The sequence below is a fragment of the Thiopseudomonas acetoxidans genome, assembly GCF_030362935.1.
Lineage (GTDB): Bacteria > Pseudomonadota > Gammaproteobacteria > Pseudomonadales > Pseudomonadaceae > Thiopseudomonas > Thiopseudomonas acetoxidans.
On the sequence record NZ_JAUCDY010000010.1, the window covers coordinates 35,584 to 56,145 of the forward strand.

The following is a 20,562-nucleotide window of genomic DNA, read 5'->3' on the forward strand; positions in this document are numbered from 1 at the left end:
TTAAGGCACTCGGCTAGATTCAATCTTAATTAAGCGGTTGCCTTCAAGCCGCAGTATGTATTGCATGCCGTTATTGGGTCCGTACACCCATTCTTCAATACGCAGTTCGGTGCGTTGTGAGGTGCCTAGGGTGTAGCCAACCACCTCTTTGTAACTAGGCTGGCCGCATTTACGAATGATTTCAAAGCCGCGATTACCTACGCTAATAAGTTCTGTGCCGCAGCGCATGGTTTGTGCCTGTGCGATGTTGGTAAGCAAGCCGGTAAACAATATGAGGCAGAGCGTTTTTTTCATAAGGCATCCAAGTGTAATAGGCTGTTAATACCGTGTTCATCATTAATAGCCTGCTCGTTGACATCCACCAGAAACAGCCGCTGCGGTTCGATTTGACCTTGCTCAACCAGATATTGGCGGATAGTTCGTGCTCTTTTTTGCGCTAAAGTGCGCAATAACAGGGTGCTGTTGGCATGGTGTTTTAGCCATAAGTCCTGCATGATTTCCAGCCTTTCTGCTTTGTTTCGTGGCAACTCGTTTGCCAGTTTGGCAGGTTCAGGGAGCTCGTTGTAGAGTTGCTCTAGCAGCTGAAGCTGTTGTTTTTCAGGAACTTCAAGCTCCTCCACCGACTCAACTATTTTTTTGCCGCGTTTTTGTAGTTCGCTGTACCACAGCTCCTGCAGCCGATAGTGCAAATACTGTTGTGCGACGACTAAACCATCAAAGGCTGCCGAGCTGGTACCTTCAATATTAAGCTTAAGTTGCGGGCGTTGTTTTAATGCCTGCGCCAAGCTGTGCAGGGCTTGCGCACTGGTTTGGCTGAGGCTGTCTTGACCAGCCGAATAGCTGACTTGGCTTAAGTCTTGTTTGTTATTGGCTAAATTACCTAACAGTTTGAAGGGAGCAGATACAGCACGTGTGATCAGGTTTCGCAGTGTCTGCCACACAATGGGGACTACGCTAAACTCGGGGTCGTTAAGATCGCCTTTAACCGGCAGTTTAATTTCAATATTGCCCTTGGTGTCTTTCAGCAAGGCGATAGCTAAGCGCAGAGGTAATTTAACGGCATCCGGACTATCAACTGTGTCGCCGAGTTGTAGTTGTTCCAGTAAAACGCTATTGCTAGCATTGAGTTTACCTTGGTCAATTTGGTAATGCAGCGCGAGGTTAAGTCGCCCTTTTTGAATGCGGTAACCTGCGAATTTACCGGAATAGGGCGTGAGTGTGGTGAGTTCAACCTGCTTGAAATTAACGTCCAGATCCAGGGTGCGCAGGGGATCGAAAGGTGTGAGTGAGCCCTTAATTTTGACTGGGGCATAGCGGTCGACCGAACCCGTAATTTCAACCGGAGTTGTCTTGTCTTGTTGGTTATCCAAACTGCCGATGCGGCCATTTAAGTCCTGAATGGCGGTGGCAAAATGTGGCTTGAGACTGAAATCGGCAAAGTGTGCTGAGCCGTCCTGAATGGTAATTTCGCCGAGATGAAACGCAAAGTTATTAGCAGCCTGGGGCGTTGGTGTTGGTGAAATATTGGGGCTTGGCTGCTCGACCAACACCTTGCTGATATTGGTCTGCAGTTGCTCGTCAATGACCACGCGTGCGTAAGGCTGTTTGGCGGTAATAAGACCAATGTTGAGCTGAGTATGCTCGCCTTGTGTGACGGCAATATCGTGCAAATTAAGGCTGTGCCATTTGAGTAAGTCGCGGCGCTGGTCGGTATCGCGGATATGCAGTTGATTAATAGCCAGCTCACCCTTAGCAGTAGCCAGCAAGGGGCTTAACTGTTGCAGTTCAGCTTCTAATTGACTGTTGAGTAACGCACTAAGAAGCTCTACTTTTGCATACGGAGTTATCCAAGCCTGAGCCGGGCGCAAATCAAGATTGCTAGTTTTGAGCTTTAATGTGCTTTTAAAGCTTTGTGGTTTAATTTGCGCTTGCAGCGCTAATTGACCATCCTCTCCGATTTGGCTGTTTACAGTCAGGTTGACCGGCTTATCAGTGCGGCTATCAAAGTCATTCAGCGTAATATTTAACTGTTTCAGCTCGATTGCCACCGGGTCGGCTTGGCTGTTATCGGTAAAGTCAACGGCGTAATTTTCAAGCTGTGCGTTGTCGAGCTTAATCTGCCAAGGCAGCTGCGCTAATGCGTTATTGAGTTGAACGGATGCGGCTTCGTTGTTCTGTGGGGTTTGTTGAGTCGCTGCAGCTGGGTTATCAGGCGCAAAGGCTTGCAGCCAATTCAGCTGGCCGTGCTCGTTTATTTTTACCCAGCTGGACAGGTTTTGGCTGCGGATTTTACCGATGCGCACGCTTTGCTTTTGCAAGTCGAGCGCAGTGTCATGGACGGAAAAGCGCTCAAGCTTTACCAATGTTTTTTTCTGACTGCTTAAACCCAGCTGTTGTATTGCAATGGCTGAGTTTGTCGTAAGTAGCTGCCATTCGGGTTGCGCCTCTACTACGTAATCACTGCTAAACGAGAGCAAGCCGCCATCCAAATGCAGCTGAGTTTGTTCTGCCGCATAGGGCCACCAGCTGCTTAAAGCGATATTTTCTATTTCTAAATGACCGCTTGAGCGCAGTGGCTGAAGCGAAACGTCGCCTTGCCAGGCGAGTTGAGTGCCATCGTTAGCTTGCAGCTTTAATTGTAGTTGGCCTTGTTCGTCGGGCGCGGTATTCAGGTTTTCTAATTGCAGGTTAAGCTCGTTAAACTCAACTGCTACCGGCTGGCGCGGACGCTGGTCACTAAACTTAAGCTGACCTTGTTCAATACTTATATGGTCAACCTGCACAATGATAGGCTCTGTGGTGCTGGCTTCTGGCTTAGCCGTTTCGTCGGCGGTTGGCAAGACCAGCAGTTGCGCCAGATTTACTTCGTTTTGTTTATTAATGTCTAGCCAAGCTTGCGGGCTGACTAGGTTGACGAACTTAACATGCACGCGACTGCGCCACAGGCTGTCCCATGCTAGCTGTGTGTTGAGCTGTTCAAATGCAACAGTGGTTTGCTCTTGACCAATATGTAACTGCCAGAGCTGCAAGTGCAGGTTGAAAGGATTAAATTCCAAGCGGTGCAGTTGGGCAGGTTGGTTGCTGTATTCAGAGAGCTTTTGGTTGATCACCGAGAGCGCCAGGCTAGGGATAAGTAAAAAACCTAACCAGCTATAGAGTGCTACAGCACAGCTAAGACCAATGAAAAGGCGTTTTAGGTTTTTTGACATGTACGGTTCCGTTTTAAACACGCTGAGCCTAAAAATAGCTGTAGGCTCAGCCGGGCAAGTAATTAGCGTTCAATGGCTAGGGCGACACCTTGGCCGCCGCCGATGCATAGGGTGGCTAAGCCTTTATGCACATCACGACGCTGCATTTCATGCACCAAGGATACCAAAATGCGGCAGCCGGAGGCACCGATTGGATGACCTAATGCGATAGCACCCCCATTGACGTTGACCTTATCTGTATCCCAGCCCATGTCTTGATTCACCGCCATGGCTTGCGCGGCAAAGGCTTCGTTGGCTTCGATAAGGTCGAGTTCGCTGTGTTGCCAGCCCGCTTTGTTGAGGCATTTTTGACTGGCAGGAATTGGGCCAGTGCCCATAATACTAGGCTCAACCCCAGCACAGGCGTAGGCAGCAATGCGCGCCATGACAGGTAGGTTTAATGCCTCGGCTTGCTCGGCGCTCATTAGTAATACCGCAGCAGCGCCATCGTTTAGTGTAGATGAGTTTCCTGCAGTGACGCTGCCGCCTTCTTTAAACGCTGGACGTAGTTTGCTTAGGCTAGCCGGTGAGCTGCTGGGTCGCGGTTGTTCATCTTGGCTGAACAGCAGGGATTCGGCTTTGCCTTGCGCTATGGGGACTGGGGTGATTTCACTGGCAAAGCGATTCTCGGCTAAAGCTGCAGCGGCTTTGGCTTGGGAGTGGGCGGCAAATTCGTCCAGTTGTGTGCGACTAAAACCGTACCTGTCGACGATGTTCTCCGCGGTAATGCCCATGTGATAGTCATTAAAAGCATCCCACAAGCCGTCTTCAATCATGCTGTCGAGCATCTGCGCGTGGCCCATGCGTAATCCCGTGCGTGCTTTAGGCAGCACATAGGGCGCAAGGCTCATGTTTTCCTGCCCGCCGGCAATCACTACTTGAGCATCACCGCAGCGAATGGCTTGCGCGGCTAGGTGCACAGCTTTTAAGCCCGAGCCGCAGACTTTGTTTAGAGTTAGCGCAGGGACGGATACCGGCAGTCCTGCCTTGAGTGCCGCTTGGCGTGCGGGGTTTTGTCCACTGCCGGCAGTTAACACTTGCCCCATAATCACTTCATCAACCAGCTCGGGTTTGATTTGCGTGCTTTCCACTAGAGTGCGAATCACACAAGCGCCCAACTCATCAGCGGGTATTTTAGCTAAGCTGCCTTGAAAACTACCTACGGGAGTGCGAGTGGCGGCCACGATAACGACTTCATGCATGAGGTGTACCTCTTATTATTGTGCGTAGAAATGACTGAAAAGGCGTCAGCACTTTGATTCTGCCACAGCTAGTTAGCGATTAAGCAGACAGAGTGAAATAAATTTATAACTAACTTGTTTGTCTTTCATGTGCCATGTGCTGACAAATCGGGTAGAATTCATCTTCAATTTTATTTGTGCACCAGTGGTACAAACGACTGCCCTGTGATTCATTGAGGACCGCTATGTTTAGCCGTAAAGTAACTATTGCCCAATTTGACCCAGAACTTTTTGATGCCATGGAGAAAGAAGCCCAGCGTCAAGAAGAGCATATTGAGCTGATTGCTTCTGAAAATTACACCAGCCCAGCGGTGATGGAAGCGCAGGGTTCTGTGTTAACCAACAAATATGCCGAAGGCTATCCCGGCAAGCGCTACTACGGTGGCTGCGAGTACGTGGATATCGTTGAGCAGATGGCTGTGGATCGCGCTAAAGAGTTGTTTGGCGCAGACTATGCTAACGTGCAGCCACACGCCGGATCACAAGCAAACGCAGCAGTGTACTTGGCGCTTTTGCAAGGTGGCGATACTATCCTGGGTATGAGCTTGGCGCACGGTGGTCACTTAACCCACGGTGCGAGCGTGAGCTCCTCCGGCAAGCTGTATAACGCCATTCAGTACGGAATCAATGAGCAAGGTCTGATTGATTACGACGAGGTTGAACGTTTAGCGGTAGAACACAAGCCAAAAATGATTGTGGCTGGTTTCTCGGCGTATTCACAGGTGCTGGATTTCCCTCGCTTCCGTGAAATCGCTGACAAAGTGGGTGCTTATCTGTTTGTTGATATGGCGCACGTAGCGGGCTTGATTGCTGCAGGCATTTACCCGAACCCAGTACCTTATGCGGATGTGGTCACCACCACTACGCACAAAACTCTGCGTGGCCCACGTGGTGGTTTGATTTTGGCGCGTGCCAACGAAGAAATCGAAAAGAAGCTTAACTCGGCGGTATTTCCTGGTACCCAGGGCGGCCCTTTGGAGCACGTGATTGCCGGTAAAGCGATCTGCTTTAAAGAAGCACTGCAGCCAGAATTTAAAACCTACCAGACACAAGTGCTGAAAAACGCGCAGACAATGGCGCAGGTATTTATCGAACGCGGCTATGATGTGGTGTCAGGTGGTACTTACAACCACTTGTTCCTTGTCTCGCTCATTAAGCAAAACATCACCGGTAAAGATGCGGATGCTGCCTTAGGTCGTGCGTTTATTACCGTGAACAAAAACTCCGTACCCAATGACCCACGCTCGCCCTTTGTTACCTCCGGTTTGCGCATTGGTACACCAGCAGTGACCACCCGTGGCTTCAAAGAAGCTGAGTGCGGTGAATTAGCCGGCTGGATTTGCGATATCCTCGATAACATGGATGATGAGTCTGTCATCGATGCGGTACGCGAAAAAGTTAAAGCGGTCTGTGCTAAGCACCCTGTGTATGTGGACTAAGCCTAGTCGCTAAGACAATAAAAAGCCCGGTTATTTAAGCCGGGTTTTTTTAGGAGCCTCTGAATAACTACCTGCGTAGCTACCACCGCGTTAAAAACGTACTCACAATCTTTAGATTGAACGTGCTTTAGCACGGCCCCAAAGGGGGGAGCGAAGCGAATAAAATGCTCATTTACTCGGGGTTAACTGGCTCTTCGCATTTAAGGGTGTAGGAAAAATCTGGCCAGCTGGAAAAAATGTCGGGGAACTTAGAAAATGTAAGCTCCTACAAGAGCTGTGCCAAGCCACCGGCTGCGTGCAAACCGCTTTGCTTTACTGTGAGACTGTGGGATTGTGGGATTGTGGGAGCGCATCTTATGCGCGATGAGCTCATGCAGGTCGGGCTTCAGCCCGACACGTCAGCCTAAAGGCATGATCTACATGGACAACCACCAATAAAAAACAACTGTTCCAGCTGTTTGCAGATGAGCATCACCTTGAAGTGGATTGCACCTAGAACATGCACCAACGGGTGGTCTGCGCCTATAACGAGCCGGATCGAAAGCGTGGTAAAAAACTCATGCAAGAGCTCATAAATATCATTACAGCCAGCCACTTGCCCAAAGCACTCACCGAGGTAAAGGCCTTGGGGAAAACGCTGAAAAAATACGCGGATAGTATCCATACCTACTTCGACCGACCAGGAACCAGCAACGGACGACTTGAGCACTTGCGTGGCACGGCTCTGGGCTTTAGAAATTTAGCCTACTATATCGCTAGGTGCTTGCTGAAGTCAGGAGGGTTTAGAAATCAGCTACACCCTTAAATGCGAAGGGCCTGGAAACTGCGCTTTTTCGCACGTTTTGACTCGCTAGCGCTCGCCCTTCGGGTTGTTACTCCCGCTGGTCGTTGCGCCTTGTGTTAGCGTCCTCGGTAACGTTATTCAGAGGTTCCTTTATTCAGAGTTTGCTTAAAAAACGAAAGTAAAGTTTAGCTGAGTAACTCCACGCTATTATAAAACGCGGTCATTACTTTAGTGAGATGAACCACGTCCTGAGTGCCAGCCAGTTCTCGAATGGAGTGCATGGCAAAGGTGGCGGCACCGATATCAATGGTGTTGATGCCTAGCTTGCTGGCGGTAATTGGACCAATGGTCGAGCCGCAGCCCATGTCACTGCGGGTAACAAAGCTTTGTACTGGCACGTTGTGTTGTTGGCATAGGTGGCGGAAAAACGCTGCCGTTTCACTGTTAGTGGCGTAACGCTGATTGCTGTTGACCTTAATCACCGGGCCTTGGTTAAGCAGCGGGCCGTGATTGCTGTCGTGTTTGTCAGCATAATTGGGGTGAATGCCATGAGCGTTATCCGCCGACACCAGTAAGGAGCGCTGAATACAGCGGTTAAAGTCTTCCTCGTTGGGTAGGATGCGGCGCAACACTTGTTTAAGGAAGGGGCCATCGGCGCCACAGGCCGAGCTAGAGCCGATTTCTTCATGGTCAGTACAAACCAGCACGCTAGCCTGTTGCCCGTCGGCAGAAAGCAAGGCGTCTAGGCCAACAAAGCAAGACAGCAGGTTGTCGAGCCGGGCGCTGGCGATAAAGTCTTGCTGTAAACCAATGTGCGCTGGCGCTTGGGTGTCATAAAAGCTGAGCTCATAATCCAATACTTGTATGTTTTGCAAACCGTGCTCATGGTGCAGCTGCACAGCAAGCAGGGCTCGGAAATCTTTTTCTTCTTGACCGGAAAGTTGGGTTAATACCGGCGGCAATTCTTTTTGCGCGTTCACTTCCCAGCCTTTATTGGCTTCACGGTTGAGGTGAATGGCTAGGCTTGGAATAACAGCGATTGGGGTTTTGAAATCAATCAGGCGGCTCTGCAACTGTCCATCTTGGATAAAAGTAACACGGCCGGCTAAGGACAGATCCCGATCAAACCAAGGCAGTAATAACACTCCACCATACACTTCCACGCCCAACTGCCAATAACCTTGGCTGTTAATTTCCGGCTGGGGTTTAACCTTCAAGCATGGGCTGTCAGTGTGCGCACCAATCACGCGCAGACCTTGTTCGGTGAGCGGTCGTTGACCTAAACGCAAAGCAATAATGGAGGAGTCGTTACGGCGGACAAAATACTGTCCGGCAGGCTCAAGCTGCCACGGCTCACGCTCATTAAGTTCAGTAAAACCTGCGGTAGTTAGCGTGCTGGCAAGGCTTTGTGTGGCGTGAAAGGGTGTTGGGGACTGGGTTAGAAACTCAAATAAAGCGGAGTGCATGATTGTTCCTGTGGGATTACTTGGGTAATGGAATTACTGCGTTAGGGTATCCGGCCATAAACGAATAGGTGCGCCGTTTTCAGGCCACAGCTGTAGTTGGCCTTCTTTGGAGTAATCCCAGTGTGTCACCTGACTCAGGGCTTCAAGGTAGCGTTGTTCTTGCTCCATTAAAGCGGGTGCGCAGAGTTTGCGGCTGGTGGCAAATTTATCCAGGCGTAGCTGTTTGCCGGTAAGCTTGTATTCGGCAAACCAATTGTTACAGCCGGCCAAGCCATGAGCACGCATGTTTTTTCCTAGGGTGATGGATAAATAACTGCTGTCGATCAGGGAGCGCTCGCCAATCCATTCCACATAATAGAGTTGCTCTTGAGCAAGCTGGGTGGAGAAGCTGGGCAAGTTTGAGCAACCGCTAGCAACAGCAGTCATGGCAATAGCAAAGTAAAGTTTTTTCATAATTAGGCTTCTGTTGATTGGCAATGTCGGCACAGGTGCCGGCCAGCACGGTTTTGCCAGCCAAGTTCAGTGAGGCGCACCTCTGCTGCCGGTAGCAAAGCATCTTGCCCTAAACTGGCATCCACAGCAAATTCAAGCTCTAGCAAACTGCCGCAGCCGTCACATTGAACCTGCCATTGATGAATGGCGAGCTCGTTAAAAATAGGGCCGCTGGCTGTGGCGGTCCATTGTTCGGGTGCGTTAATTAAATATTCAATATGTTCAATATGCAGCTGCATGCTGAGCTCACGACTGCCTTTGAGGCTGACCAGCAGACTATCACCTACTTTGATTGCATCGCCTGTGCCAGTGACTTGATAGCGTCCAGGTTGCACGGTGCGGCATTCAATCAGCGTGCGTTTAGGCTTGAGTTGCTGTTGGCGAAAGTCATGTTGCGTCATAATCTGTACCTGCTTGATTGTTAGTCGATACTCAACTTTTTTAAGCGGTAGCGTAAAGAACGTAAACTCAAACCCAAGCGCTCTGCTGCTGCCGTACGGTTCCAGCGTGTTTCTTCCAAAGCTTGCACGATAATTTTACGTTCTATGGTTTCTAAGTGATGCTCTAAGTTATTGATAGGACCTGTGGAAGGGCTGGGTTGTTCAGAAGCTATTGCCGCAGGGGTGATGCCGACGTTGGTTAGGTTTAGGTCATGGCTGTCAATAACATTGCCTTCGCACAGGGTGTAGGCGCGTTCCAGCAGGTTTTCCAGTTCGCGCACGTTGCCGGGGAAGTGAAAGCTTTGTAGTTTGGCTAGTGCCTCGGGAGTAAGCTCGACATGGTTGTTGTCCTGGTTTAAACGTTGTAAAAACACTTGGCTCAGTAGTGCAATGTCCTCGGGACGCTCGCGCAGTGCCGGAACGTTAAGCTCGATAACGTTAAGGCGGTAAAACAAGTCTTGGCGAAAGCGACCCGCGGCCACTTCTTTGTTTAAGTCTTTATGGGTGGCGCTCAGCACGCGCACATCAACGGCTTGCTCTTGCTGGCAACCCACGGGGCGAATAGTTTTTTCTTGCAACGCACGCAGCAGCTTTACTTGCATGTTGAGGGGTAAGTCAGCGACTTCGTCTAAAAATAAGGTACCACCGTGTGCTGCTTGGAATAAACCGATTTTGTTGTCTGTGGCGCCGCTAAAGCTGCCTTTTTTGTGTCCGAAAAACTCGCTTTCCATGAGTTCACTCGGTATTGCACCGCAGTTAACGGGGATAAAAGGCTGTTCGTTACGGCTGCCTAGCTGGTGTATTTGTCGTGCGACGAGCTCTTTGCCTGTGCCTGATTCGCCGCTGATATATACAGGTGCTTGGCTGCGTGCCAATTTGGCGATTTGCATGCGCAAGCGTTGCATCAGGGTAGAGTTGCCGAGCAGCGCGTTTTCAACCGGAACATCGTGCTTTACGTGATTGGTACTCAGCTTAAGCGCACTGCTGACCAGCTCGCGCAGCCGGTTAATATCCACTGGCTTGGTGATGTAATCAAACGCACCGGCTTTAAGCGCTTTGGTTGCGGTTTCTATACAGCCGTATGCGGTAATCATGGCAATGGGCATGGTACTGTGATGCTGTTGCACGTACTCGATAATGTCTAAGCCAGAGCCGTCAGGCAAGCGCATGTCAGTCAAGCACAAGTCAAAAGTTTGCTGCTGTAATACGGCCAATGTTTCTTGATAATTACAGGTGCTGTGGGTTTTTAAACCCATACGGCTTAGGGTTATTTCGAGCAGTTCAAGAATATCGGGTTCGTCATCAACAATTAAAACAGTGGCTATACTCATTGTCTGAGACCATAGGATTTAGGGTGGGCAAAAGTTATTTTAAAGCAACTGCCAGTGCCTTCGCGAGGACTGTAGTCGAGTCGTGCTTGGTTAGCCTCGCATAACTCACGTGAGATGTACAAACCTAAGCCTGTGCCCTTGCTGTCGGTGGTAAAGAAAGGCTCAAACATGCTTTGTTGTTGGGACTCGGGTATGCCCGGCCCTTGGTCTAGGATTTCCAACACGGGTAGCTTGCTGTCTGGGTGGCGGTACAGGATTAAATCCACATAACGTTTACCTTCCACCTCTTTTGTGTAGCGCATAGCATTGTTAATTAAATTGGTTAACACCTGATCCAGCTGGTGCGGATCCATACGTGTTTGCAGTGAGGAGCCTTTGACCAGTAGGCGCAGTACTTCGTTTGTTGTTGCCCTTTCTTGATAGTTACTGACGAAACGGTGCAGCCAGTATTTAAGATCAAGCACTTGCTGCTCGGCTTGGCGTTGCTTGGATAGCTGCAGCACGTTTTCCACGACTAGGTTCATGCGTCTGGTTTGGTCTTGAATTATCTGCGCTAAACGCTTGTCCTCTGAACCTAACTGTTCAGACTCGTTTAATAGCTGTGCCGCATGGCTGATTGCGCCTAGTGGGTTACGGATCTCATGGGAAATGGCTGCTGCTAAGCGACCCAGTGACAGCAGTTTTAAATGCTGTGCATGCTGATTAATCTGGCGCGTGTCTTCTAAGAAAATTAACAGCTGCCCGGTGTCGTTATTTTTATTCAATAACACAAAGCTGGGCTGTAACTGTGGCGTTCTTTCAGAGAATTGAACGGAGCTTGGGTGCATGCTTGTATTTTTCTGCCAGGCTTGATAGCTGTCGATTAAGGCGGGGAAATGTATGGCAAGGCTGGCCCCTTGTAGCTGTCGGCTATTAAGCATCTGTAGCGCAGACTGGTTTGCTTGCAAAATACGGTATTGGTTGTCGACGATAAGAATACCGGTACGCATGCGGTCGATAACTAAGGCGTTTAACGCTTCTAGGCTAGCAACGGTAGAGGCTTGTTTAATAGCTAAAGCTTCACTGGCTTTAAGACGTTTACTGACGGCTTGCACAAAAAATGCCGCAGCAAAACACAGCATGCCTGAGATACCTGCTTGCATATAAAGGTTGCTGACATAGGCGTTGCTAAAGCTAAGATAAAAGGTCAGGTAGATAATACCGGCTGCACCTACAGCTGCAATTAGAATACCTAAGTGGCGATATAACAAAACATTGGCCACAGCAACAGCTACGATAATCAGGTTACCTATGCCGCTAGATGGGCCGCCAGCGGTATAAAACAAAGTACAGAGTTGCACAATATCAAAGAGTGCCAAAGCGAATAACACACCGATACGCTCAGCCTGTTGCATGCTGGTAGCGACAATAATATTTAGAATTAAATAGGCCCAGCTGGCATATAAAAAGAATTGGCGATGAGTGACGTCGAGCAACTGGCTTTCTAGGTTGCTGGAAATGATAAGTACCAGTGCCAGACCAATAATAAGCCGATAAATGTGGTAAAGACGCAGTACACGTTGTCCGGCGGTACCTAATAAAGCCAGTTCGTTGTTCATGGTTTAGCTAATTGTCCCTGTGTGCATGATCTGCGCAGCAATACCACTGGTCGTTTTTTAGTGTGGCTTGCTCTTGTGCTAAATACAGATTGCAATGGTTACAGCGCACCATGGGTGTAGCAGTGGAAGAGTGCTGTTTTGGTTTTTTTTTGTTTGAGAGTCTTTTCCACAGCCAGTAACCCGCAGTGAAAAAAATTAAGAATAAAATTAAACGCGAAAGTCCCATGGTAAGTCTCTGCTAAGGCAAGTGTTTAAGCGGTCCCTGAAAGCCTACAGCGTGTTGCGTAGGTGGTTTTCAAAGGTTTGCTAAAGTGAGGTATAGTTATAGTGAGTTAAAGTTTAACAGACATAGTAAATATTCGTCTTGTCTGGATTAATGTAAGGAAAAAACATGACATTTACAGTGTATCTCTCTGGTGAAATCCATACTGATTGGCGTGATGAGATCAAGCAGGGTGCGGCTGCACGCGGCTTAGATATTAAATTTACCTCTGCAGTGACCGACCATGATGCAAGCGATGCGGCTGGCGATCATTTAAGTGCGCAGGACAATCAGTTTTGGCGTGATCATCAATCAGCTAAAGTAAATGCTATACGTACCAAATCCCTAATCGAGCAAGCTGATTTAGTGGTGGTGCGTTTTGGTGATAAGTACAAACAATGGAATGCCGCTTTTGATGCTGGTTATTGCGCTGCACTGGGCAAACCCTATGTGACCCTGCACGCTGCAGATATTGTTCACCCACTTAAAGAAGTGGACGCTGCTGCCATGGCTTGGGCAACCACCACGGAGCAGGTCGTAGAGACGCTTGCTTACGTCACCCAAGTATAAAATAGGATGTCGGGGCGCATCATTGCGCTCCGGCATGTGGCAAAAAACTGCCACTTAGCTTTCTGGTTTCCCCTTCGCAACATCTAACTCATTGATACATAAGAGCTTACCAGTTGTTGGCATATGACTTGCATTGATTCAGGCAGGTAGATTAACAACAGGTAGTGCGACCATGAGTATCAATTTCAGTAAAGCCCTCGGCATCCATGAGCAAGCCCTCGGCTTCCGTGCCCAGCGCGCTGAGGTGCTGGCTAATAACATTGCCAATGCCGATACCCCGCATTTTAAAGCGCGTGATCTAGACTTTGCTAGCGTATTAGCCAGCCAAGCCGATCGCCAAGGCAGTGGACCCGTTTCGTTAGCACGCACCAATGGCCAGCATATTAGCGCCGATGGTGTCGAGCTGGCTGACCCAGCGTTACGTTTCCGCAACCCTCATCATGCAGCCATCGACCAAAACACGGTGGATCTACAGGTAGAACAATCCATGTATACGGAAAATGCGGTGCAATTCCAAGCCAGCTTTACTCTGTTAAATAAAAAATTCAAAGGGCTGATGATGGCCCTACGCGGCGAATAAGCGAGGTAACTGATTATGTCTCTATCCAGTGTATTTCATATTGCCGGCAGTGGCATGAGTGCGCAAAGTACGCGCTTAAACACTATATCGAGCAACATCGCTAACGCCGATACGGTGTCCTCCAGCATTGACCAAACCTATCGTGCGCGTCATCCCGTATTTGCCACAGTGTTTGCGGAAAATTTACAGCCCAATGGCACAGGCTCAGCATCTTTGTTTGCTGGACAAGTTCAGTCAGGCAAAGGTGTACAAGTGAAGGGTATTGTCGAGGATCAAAGTGAGCTCGTGCCACGCTATGAGCCAGACCACCCGGCAGCCAATGAACAGGGTTATGTGTTTTACCCTAACGTCAACGTGGTGGAAGAAATGGCCGATATGATTTCTGCTAGCCGTGCTTTCCAGACCAACGTAGAAATGATGAACACCGCCAAGCAAATGATGCAGCGTGTGTTGACTTTAGGCCAGTAAGGGCGAGGACATAAAGATGAGTGCTTCTGCAATTGGAACCACAGGCTCGGTACTGGAACAGTATCAGCGCAAGAATGATCGCGAGGTTAACAAGGATTTGGGCAAAAACGAATTCTTGGAATTGTTGGTTGCTCAATTAAATAACCAGAACCCGCTAGAGCCTCAGAGTAATGGTGAGTTTATCGCGCAGCTGGCCCAGTTTAGTACCGTAGAGGGTGTTGAGAAACTGAATGCTAGCGTGGGTGATATTCTTTCAGGTTTTCACTCATCACAAGCATTACAAGCATCTTCACTGGTTGGGCGTAAGGTTATTATCGCTGCCAATGAAGCCATGGTGGATACGGCTGAAACGTTTAAAGGTAGTGTTTTGGTCCCACAAAGCAGCAGCAACGTCTATGTCAGCGTGTACGACAGTGCGGGTAGTGTGGTTGCCAAAGTGAACATGGGCGCGCAAGAAGGTGGCAACCAAAGCTTTATGTGGGATGGTAAAAACAGTGATGGCGAAACCTTGCCGCCTGGCAAGTACAAGTTTAAAGCCGAGGGTTCCTTTAATGGTGAAACCCAAGGTCTCTACACCTTACTACCAGCTAACGTGGATAGCGTTACATTAAATCCGCAGGGTGGTGAGTTGTTATTGAATTTAGCTGGCTTAGGCACTGCGCCTTTGTCACAAGTACAGATTATCGGTCAATAAATTTTAGCTGTCGCTTTGGCGACCAGGGAGTCAACTATGTCATTCAATATTGGTTTAAGCGGCTTACGTGCGGCAACTAAAGATCTCAACGTTACCGGTAACAATATCGCGAACGCGGGGACTGTGGGCTTTAAGCAGTCGCGTGCCGAGTTTGCAGATGTGTATGCGGCTACTGTGTTGGGTACAGGTAAAAACCAGCAGGGTAGTGGTGTGCTGTTAGCGAGCATTTCCCAGCAGTTCAATCAGGGAAACATTAACTACACTCAAAATCCGCTGGACTTGGCCATTAACGGTAATGGTTTTTTCCAAGTCAGTAATAACGGTGCGCTTAGCTATACCCGAGCAGGTTTCTTTGGTACCGATAAAGAAGGTTTTATTGTGGATAACTTCGGCTATAACCTGCAGGGTTACATCGTTGATTCTAATGACCAGATTATGGAAGGCGTGGTGGGTAACCTGCAGATTAAGTCTGCTAGCCAGGAGCCCAGAGCGACCAGTGAAATGAAGCAAAGCTTCAACCTGAACTCGACCAATAACATACCGACTAACGCTAACTTTAGTCCAACTGATCCAGCGTCCTACAACTCGTCAACGTCAACTAATATTTATGACAGTCAGGGTAATGCACACACCTTTACCCAGTATTTTGTCAAAACTGGGCCCAACAGCTGGCAGATGAACGTGATGATTGATGGCGGACATCCACAAGCGGGTGCGGCCAACTTTGCGGCGCAGAGTAACATAGGTGGCGGTCCGCAAGCTGTATTGGACGCAGCAGTGGCGGCGCTTCCTGCTGACTCGTTTAGCTCGAACATGCAAACAGAGGTGCAGGACTTAATTAACAACGGCGCCACTGAAGAACAAGTGGTAGCTGCTATTGCTCGTATTGGTAATAGCTCACCCATCACGCTGAATATGGCGTTTGATAGTGCTGGTAAGCTACAGCCGATGGCCGGTGATCTGGAAGGTTATTTTAGCGCAAACCCAGATGGTACTTTGACTTTGAACCCAGGTATGTGGACTCCGTCGCTGCTGAATGAAGCCAAACCACCGATAGCCATTTCTAACGGTTCAACGATGAACCCAACAGGCATGCAGTTAGATATGCGTAATGCAACTCAGTATGCCAGCTCCTTTGCGGTGACCGCAGTGGCGCAAAACGGCTACACCACAGGTGAGCTGTCGGGTGTTGAGATTGATGACACTGGACTTATCTTTGCTCGTTACACCAACGGGCAGTCCAAGGTGCAGGGACAGGTAATTTTGGCTGACTTTGCCAACGTACAGGGCTTAAAGCCTGTTGGTAAAACGCAGTGGGTGCAGTCGCTGGAGTCAGGTGAGCCGGTGCGTAACCCAGGTCGTACTGGAACCTTAGGAGCGATTCAGGCGGGTGCGTTGGAGGACTCTAACGTCGAGCTGTCGGATCAGTTGGTTAATCTGATTGTTGCTCAGCGTAACTATCAGGCGAATGCGAAAACGATTGAAACTGAAAGTGCCATCACTCAAACCATCATTAACTTGCGTTAACGGCCAGAGTGATTTTAGCGCGCTACTAGGTAACTAGCAGCGCGCTTTTTTTATCTTAAAAAGCGTGTTTAGTTTAAGCGCTTTGCTTTTAGAATAATAACTTGCTCAATCGGTACGTTTTCATGCATGCCGTAAGAGCTGGTTTTTTGCTCAGCAATAGTGTCGACTACATCCATGCCGCGGACGACTTTACCAAATACGGCATAACCGAAATCACGGTCGCTGTGATTAAGGAAATCATTGTCGCTGTGGTTGATAAAAAACTGCATGGTGGCTGAGTTAACTGAGCGCGTACGCGCCATGGCTACAGTGCCACGGTCGTTTTTTAAACCATTGTCGGCCTCGTTCTTAATAGGTGCTTTGGTGCTGCGTTGTTGCATGTACTTATCAAAACCGCCGCCCTGAATCATAAAGCCCGGGATTACACGGTGGAACACAGTACCGTCATAACGCTTGCTATCAACGTAGTCGAGAAAGTTCTTGACGCTAATAGGTGCTTGTTCAGCGTTAAGCTCCAGTTCAATTTCCCCAAGCGTTGTATCGAGCAGTACCCGAGGCGATTCATTGGCGAAAACGCCATTAGTCAATACGGCAAGGCAGCCGGCAAGAAAGATTTTTTTCAACATAAGATTTCACTACCTCATATAATTGAGCAAACAATTTATTTGAACCATCATTTATGTCTAAGTATAACCACGAACTATTACAGCCTTGCAAAAATAATTGGCAAAGTGTTTTGGCGCAAGCCGTACGCGAACCTCAAGAGCTGCTACAGCTGCTTAAGCTAACCGAGCATCCGCTGGCGCAACAAGTATGTATAGATAAACAATTTCCGCTTTTGGTTCCCAGAACATTTGTCCAGCGCATGCGCAGCGGTAATGCCGATGATCCGTTATTGCGGCAAGTCTTGTCGGTGGCTGATGAGCAGCTTAGTGTGCAAGGTTACACCCAAGATCCGCTTGATGAGCAAGCGAGTAATGTGAGTCCGGGTTTAATTCATAAATACCACGGACGCGTATTGTTAATTGCCGCGAGTGGGTGCGCCGTCAATTGCCGTTATTGTTTTCGCCGTCATTTTCCCTATGCCGACAATCGAGTGGGTCGCCAGCAATGGCACAGTGCGCTGAATTATGTAGCGCAAGATTCCAGTATCAGCGAGGTGATTTTGAGTGGTGGCGATCCATTATTGCTGGGCGATGAACAGTTAAGTGAATTGCTTGAGCAAATAGCCGCCATTGCGCATGTGAAACGCCTGCGGATTCATAGCCGCTTACCCGTGGTGATTCCACAGCGCCTCACTGCAGAGCTGATGCAGTTGCTTAGTCAGAGTCGCTTGCGTACCAGTTTGGTGCTGCATATCAACCATGCACAAGAGTTGGCTCCAGAACACTTGGGATTGTTGGCGCAATACCGTGCTGCAGGCATTACGTTGCTCAATCAAACAGTGCTGCTTAAAGGCGTGAATGACGATGAGCAGACACTTTGCCAACTTAGCGAAACGCTGTTTGACTATGGAGTACTGCCTTATTATCTGCACCAGCTTGATCGCGTGCAGGGCGCACAGCATTTTGCGTTAAGCGCTGAGCGTACTCAGGAATTATATCGTCATATGCAGCAATACTTGCCGGGCTATCTGGTGCCAAAGTTGGTGTGCGAGCAAGCAGGACAGCCCCATAAGACCTTGATTCCTATAGGGATTATCTAAAAAACTAGCTGGTTGCTCTGTTGTTTTTGGTGGGTATAAATAACTTTTGGCATGCTAGTTAGCAGGCTTATAATTGTCCTGCTTTCAGTATGTATTTATATAAATTAAATAAGCTACGATTAGATTTTGACGTCAAATTACCGGCACTTGGGTGTGATTGTTGGCTGCTGAATCTGGATATTTTCTTAGGAGGTCTCTGAATAACTACCTGCGTAGCTACCACTGCGTTAAAAACGCACTCACAATCTTTAGATTGAACGTGCTTTAGCACGGCCCCGAAGGGGGAGCGAAGCGAATAAAATGCTCATTTACCCTGTGTAAACTGCGCTTTTTCGCACGTTTTGACTCGCTAGCGCTCGCCCTTCGGGCCAGCCTTTGGCTGTTACTCCCGCTGGTCGTTGCGCCTTGTGTTAGCGTCCTCGGTAACGTTATTCAGAGGCTCCTTAGATAAGTGGCTCTTCGCATTTAGGGGTGTAGTAAAATCTGGCCAGCTGGAAAAAATGTCGGGGAACATTGGGAAATGTAAGCTCCTACAAGAGCAGTGCCAAGCGACCGGCTGCGTGCAAACCGCTTTGCTTTACTGTGGGGTTGTGGGGTTGTGGGGCTGTGGGATTGTGGGAGCGCATCTTATGCGCGATTAAGGTTTGGTGTGGCTGGATGGTTTGTTTCGCGCAAGAGTTGCGCTCCCACAAGAGCTGTGCCAAGCAATCGGCTGCGTGCAAACCGTCTTGCTTTGCTGTGGGACTGATAGCTAGATGCTTGCTGAAGTCAGGAGAGTTTAGAAATCAGCTACACCCTTAAATGCTAAGAGCCAGATAAGTTAAGTGCTCTACGCAGTTGTTTCTGCAGCTGTAAAACAGCGCTAAGCAATAGAGGGTAGTTGAATCTGGTCACTACGGCTGCAACCTTGGGTAAGTTGGTGGCACATGTGGAGAAACTCTTGCATGGCTTTGCTCTGATATTTGTGCCGATGCCAAATAAAGGAAAAAGGTCGTTCAAGGTTCAGTTCAGGTGCTTCTATTGGCACTAAACTGCCGCGGCGAAAAGCATCGCGTAGGGCCAGGCGTGAAATGCAGCCAATTCCTAAACCTGATTCAACGGCTCGCTTGATAGCCTCGGTGTGCTCTAGTTCCAGCAAAATCCGCAGCGGTTGCTGATGTTCTTGCATGGCGGTATCAAAAGCGCGCCTTGTGCCCGAGCCTTGTTCGCGCACAATCCAAGACTCCTTAGTTAACTCGCTCAGCTGTACCTGCTTGCGGTTGGCTAATGGATGTTGCGGTGCACAGAAAATGACCAGCTCATCATTAATCCAGGGTGTTATCTGAATATCCGGATCTTGGCAGTTGCCCTCAATCAAGCCGATATCTAATTCAAAGGCGCGAATGCGTTGAATGATGTGCTCGGTGTTGTGCACATGCAGTTTTACTTGGCATTCAGGGTGGCGTTGCATAAAGTGGCCTAGCAACAAGGTAGCCAAATAATTGCCAATGGTCATGGTGGCACCAACACTGAGCGAGCCGAACCCTTCTTGCCCCTTGAGTATTGCCTCTAAAGCCTGTGCTTGTTCAAGTAGCGCGCGAGCTTGAGGCAATAACTGTAAGCCTAAAGCATTTATAAATAAACGCTTACCGGCACGGTCAAATAATTTGCAGTCATAATTACGTTCCAGCTCTGCTAAAGCTGTGCTGGCAGCTGACTGCGACATAGCTAGAATGTCGGCAGCTTTTGATACGCTAAGCTGCTGGGCAATCTCGACAAAGACTTGCAGCTGACGAAGAGTTAAGCGCATATTGGTAATCCGAATAAGAGTTATCTTTATTATTCATTTAATTAATGTAAATGCCAAGACTATACTGAGCGTATCGATTAGTAGGAAACTTTTGGAGCAGTCGCAGTGAGTAATCTCAATACCGAGCAGGTGCTAAGTGTGCACCATTGGAATGACAGTTTGTTTAGCTTTAAGACGACCCGCAGTCCCGGGTTGCGCTTTGCAAATGGTCAGTTCGTGATGATTGGTTTGCAGGTGGAGGACCGCCCACTGATGCGTGCGTATTCTATTGCGAGTCCAAACTACGAAGAGTATTTAGAGTTCTTTTCGATCAAAGTGCCTAATGGACCGCTGACCTCACGACTGCAGCACCTGCAAGTGGGTGACAGTATTCAGATCAGTAAGAAACCCACGGGAACCTTGCTAGTTGATGATTTGCTGCCCGGCAAACATCTGTACCTGTTGGGAACGGGTACAGGGTTAGCGCCTTATATCAGTCTGATTCAAGATCCTGATGTTTACGAGCGTTATGAAAAGGTGATTTTAGTACATGGTGTGCGCTACGCCAATGAGCTGGCCTATGCAGACTTTATTACCCAAGAGCTGCCAAACAATGAGTTTTTTGGTGAGTTAGCACGGGAAAAACTGATTTATTACCCAACCGTAACCCGAGAACAGTTTAAGAATCAGGGACGTATTACTGAACTGATGCGCAGCGGCAAGCTGTTTAGTGATATTGGTTTGCCGCCAATCAACCCGCAGGATGATCGTGCCATGCTGTGTGGCAGTCCGGCGATGCTGGATGATTTGAGCGTTATGCTCAGTGAAGACTTCGGTTTGCGCGTGTCACCGCGGGTGGGTGAGCCGGCTGACTTTGTTATCGAGCGGGCGTTTGTTGAGAAGTAAATGTCTTTTAAAGCAAGCGCGCGGGATTTGCCCGTGCGTTTGC

At 48.8% G+C, this 20,562-nt stretch carries 19 protein-coding genes and 1 pseudogene; 9 read left to right on the plus strand and 11 right to left on the minus strand.

Features of this window, described 5'->3' with window-relative positions; genetic code table 11:
- The 3 genes from QEZ41_RS08775 to QEZ41_RS08785 form a co-directional block, all read right to left on the minus strand.
- A complete protein-coding gene (locus tag QEZ41_RS08775) occupies positions 1 to 294 on the minus strand; it encodes a DUF2845 domain-containing protein (RefSeq protein ID WP_289411066.1) in 294 nt (97 codons plus the stop codon).
- Complete coding sequence (locus QEZ41_RS08780; protein ID WP_289411067.1) at positions 291 to 3,209, minus strand: DUF748 domain-containing protein; 2,919 nt, start codon at positions 3,207 to 3,209, stop codon at positions 291 to 293. Before QEZ41_RS08780 ends, QEZ41_RS08775 begins: the two co-directional genes overlap by 4 nt.
- A gap of 62 nt (positions 3,210 to 3,271) precedes the next feature.
- A complete protein-coding gene (locus tag QEZ41_RS08785; protein WP_289411068.1) occupies positions 3,272 to 4,450 on the minus strand; it encodes an acetyl-CoA C-acetyltransferase in 1,179 nt (392 codons plus the stop codon).
- 224 nt (positions 4,451 to 4,674) lie between these two features.
- On the opposite strand from QEZ41_RS08785, the gene glyA reads away from it, so the two are divergent.
- Both glyA and QEZ41_RS08795 read left to right on the plus strand, forming a co-directional pair.
- Positions 4,675 to 5,928, plus strand: coding sequence for a serine hydroxymethyltransferase (gene glyA, locus QEZ41_RS08790; RefSeq protein ID WP_289411069.1), 1,254 nt, complete (start codon positions 4,675 to 4,677; stop codon positions 5,926 to 5,928).
- 433 nt (positions 5,929 to 6,361) lie between these two features.
- Positions 6,362 to 6,733 (plus strand): annotated as a pseudogene (locus tag QEZ41_RS08795) (transposase); the annotation flags it as partial.
- Positions 6,734 to 6,897: 164 nt separating this feature from the next.
- Here QEZ41_RS08795 and QEZ41_RS08800 read toward each other — a convergent pair.
- From QEZ41_RS08800 to QEZ41_RS12020, 6 genes are read right to left on the minus strand one after another with little or no spacing between them, the layout of a single operon-like run.
- Entirely contained in the window at positions 6,898 to 8,178 is a 1,281-nt protein-coding gene (locus QEZ41_RS08800; RefSeq protein ID WP_289411070.1) for a M18 family aminopeptidase, read from the minus strand.
- Positions 8,179 to 8,211: 33 nt separating this feature from the next.
- A complete protein-coding gene (locus QEZ41_RS08805) occupies positions 8,212 to 8,631 on the minus strand; it encodes an META domain-containing protein (RefSeq protein ID WP_289411071.1) in 420 nt (139 codons plus the stop codon).
- A gap of 2 nt (positions 8,632 to 8,633) precedes the next feature.
- The gene (locus tag QEZ41_RS08810) at positions 8,634 to 9,071 is read right to left on the minus strand and encodes a hypothetical protein (RefSeq protein WP_289411073.1); all 438 of its coding nucleotides are present in this window, start codon (positions 9,069 to 9,071) and stop codon (positions 8,634 to 8,636) included.
- A gap of 20 nt (positions 9,072 to 9,091) precedes the next feature.
- A complete protein-coding gene (locus tag QEZ41_RS08815; protein ID WP_289411074.1) occupies positions 9,092 to 10,441 on the minus strand; it encodes a sigma-54-dependent transcriptional regulator in 1,350 nt (449 codons plus the stop codon).
- On the minus strand, positions 10,438 to 12,039 hold the full coding sequence (locus QEZ41_RS08820; RefSeq protein WP_289411075.1) for a two-component system sensor histidine kinase NtrB: 1,602 nt from the start codon (positions 12,037 to 12,039) through the stop codon (positions 10,438 to 10,440). The genes QEZ41_RS08815 and QEZ41_RS08820 overlap by 4 nt, the downstream gene beginning before the upstream one ends.
- Before the next feature lie 7 nt (positions 12,040 to 12,046).
- Positions 12,047 to 12,265, minus strand: a complete 219-nt coding sequence (locus tag QEZ41_RS12020; protein WP_353061906.1) for a PP0621 family protein — start codon at positions 12,263 to 12,265, stop codon at positions 12,047 to 12,049.
- A 165-nt stretch (positions 12,266 to 12,430) separates the two neighbouring features.
- Here QEZ41_RS12020 and QEZ41_RS08825 point away from each other — a divergent pair, with 165 nt between their 5' ends.
- The 5 genes from QEZ41_RS08825 (at position 12,431) to QEZ41_RS08845 (ending at position 16,140) form a co-directional block, all read left to right on the plus strand.
- Complete coding sequence (locus QEZ41_RS08825) at positions 12,431 to 12,871, plus strand: YtoQ family protein (RefSeq protein ID WP_289411076.1); 441 nt, start codon at positions 12,431 to 12,433, stop codon at positions 12,869 to 12,871.
- 172 nt (positions 12,872 to 13,043) lie between these two features.
- A complete protein-coding gene (gene flgB / locus QEZ41_RS08830; protein WP_289411078.1) occupies positions 13,044 to 13,451 on the plus strand; it encodes a flagellar basal body rod protein FlgB in 408 nt (135 codons plus the stop codon).
- Between the two features lie 15 nt (positions 13,452 to 13,466).
- Positions 13,467 to 13,919, plus strand: coding sequence for a flagellar basal body rod protein FlgC (flgC, locus tag QEZ41_RS08835; protein ID WP_289411079.1), 453 nt, complete (start codon positions 13,467 to 13,469; stop codon positions 13,917 to 13,919).
- 16 nt (positions 13,920 to 13,935) lie between these two features.
- A complete protein-coding gene (gene flgD, locus QEZ41_RS08840) occupies positions 13,936 to 14,613 on the plus strand; it encodes a flagellar hook assembly protein FlgD (protein WP_289411080.1) in 678 nt (225 codons plus the stop codon).
- A 36-nt stretch (positions 14,614 to 14,649) separates the two neighbouring features.
- Complete coding sequence (locus QEZ41_RS08845) at positions 14,650 to 16,140, plus strand: flagellar hook protein FlgE (protein WP_289411081.1); 1,491 nt, start codon at positions 14,650 to 14,652, stop codon at positions 16,138 to 16,140.
- Between the two features lie 68 nt (positions 16,141 to 16,208).
- Here the strand turns inward: QEZ41_RS08845 and QEZ41_RS08850 are convergent, their stop codons facing one another.
- On the minus strand, positions 16,209 to 16,766 hold the full coding sequence (locus tag QEZ41_RS08850) for a peptidylprolyl isomerase (RefSeq protein ID WP_289411082.1): 558 nt from the start codon (positions 16,764 to 16,766) through the stop codon (positions 16,209 to 16,211).
- 53 nt (positions 16,767 to 16,819) lie between these two features.
- Here QEZ41_RS08850 and epmB point away from each other — a divergent pair, with 53 nt between their 5' ends.
- Positions 16,820 to 17,845 (plus strand): EF-P beta-lysylation protein EpmB, encoded by a 1,026-nt coding sequence (epmB, locus tag QEZ41_RS08855; RefSeq protein WP_289411083.1) that lies wholly within the window; start codon positions 16,820 to 16,822, stop codon positions 17,843 to 17,845.
- A gap of 862 nt (positions 17,846 to 18,707) precedes the next feature.
- Here the strand turns inward: epmB and QEZ41_RS08860 are convergent.
- Positions 18,708 to 19,634, minus strand: a complete 927-nt coding sequence (locus tag QEZ41_RS08860) for a LysR family transcriptional regulator (protein ID WP_289411084.1) — start codon at positions 19,632 to 19,634, stop codon at positions 18,708 to 18,710.
- 105 nt (positions 19,635 to 19,739) lie between these two features.
- On the opposite strand from QEZ41_RS08860, the gene QEZ41_RS08865 reads away from it, so the two are divergent.
- Complete coding sequence (locus QEZ41_RS08865) at positions 19,740 to 20,519, plus strand: ferredoxin--NADP reductase (protein ID WP_289411086.1); 780 nt, start codon at positions 19,740 to 19,742, stop codon at positions 20,517 to 20,519.
- The last annotated feature ends 43 nt before the right edge of the window (positions 20,520 to 20,562 follow it).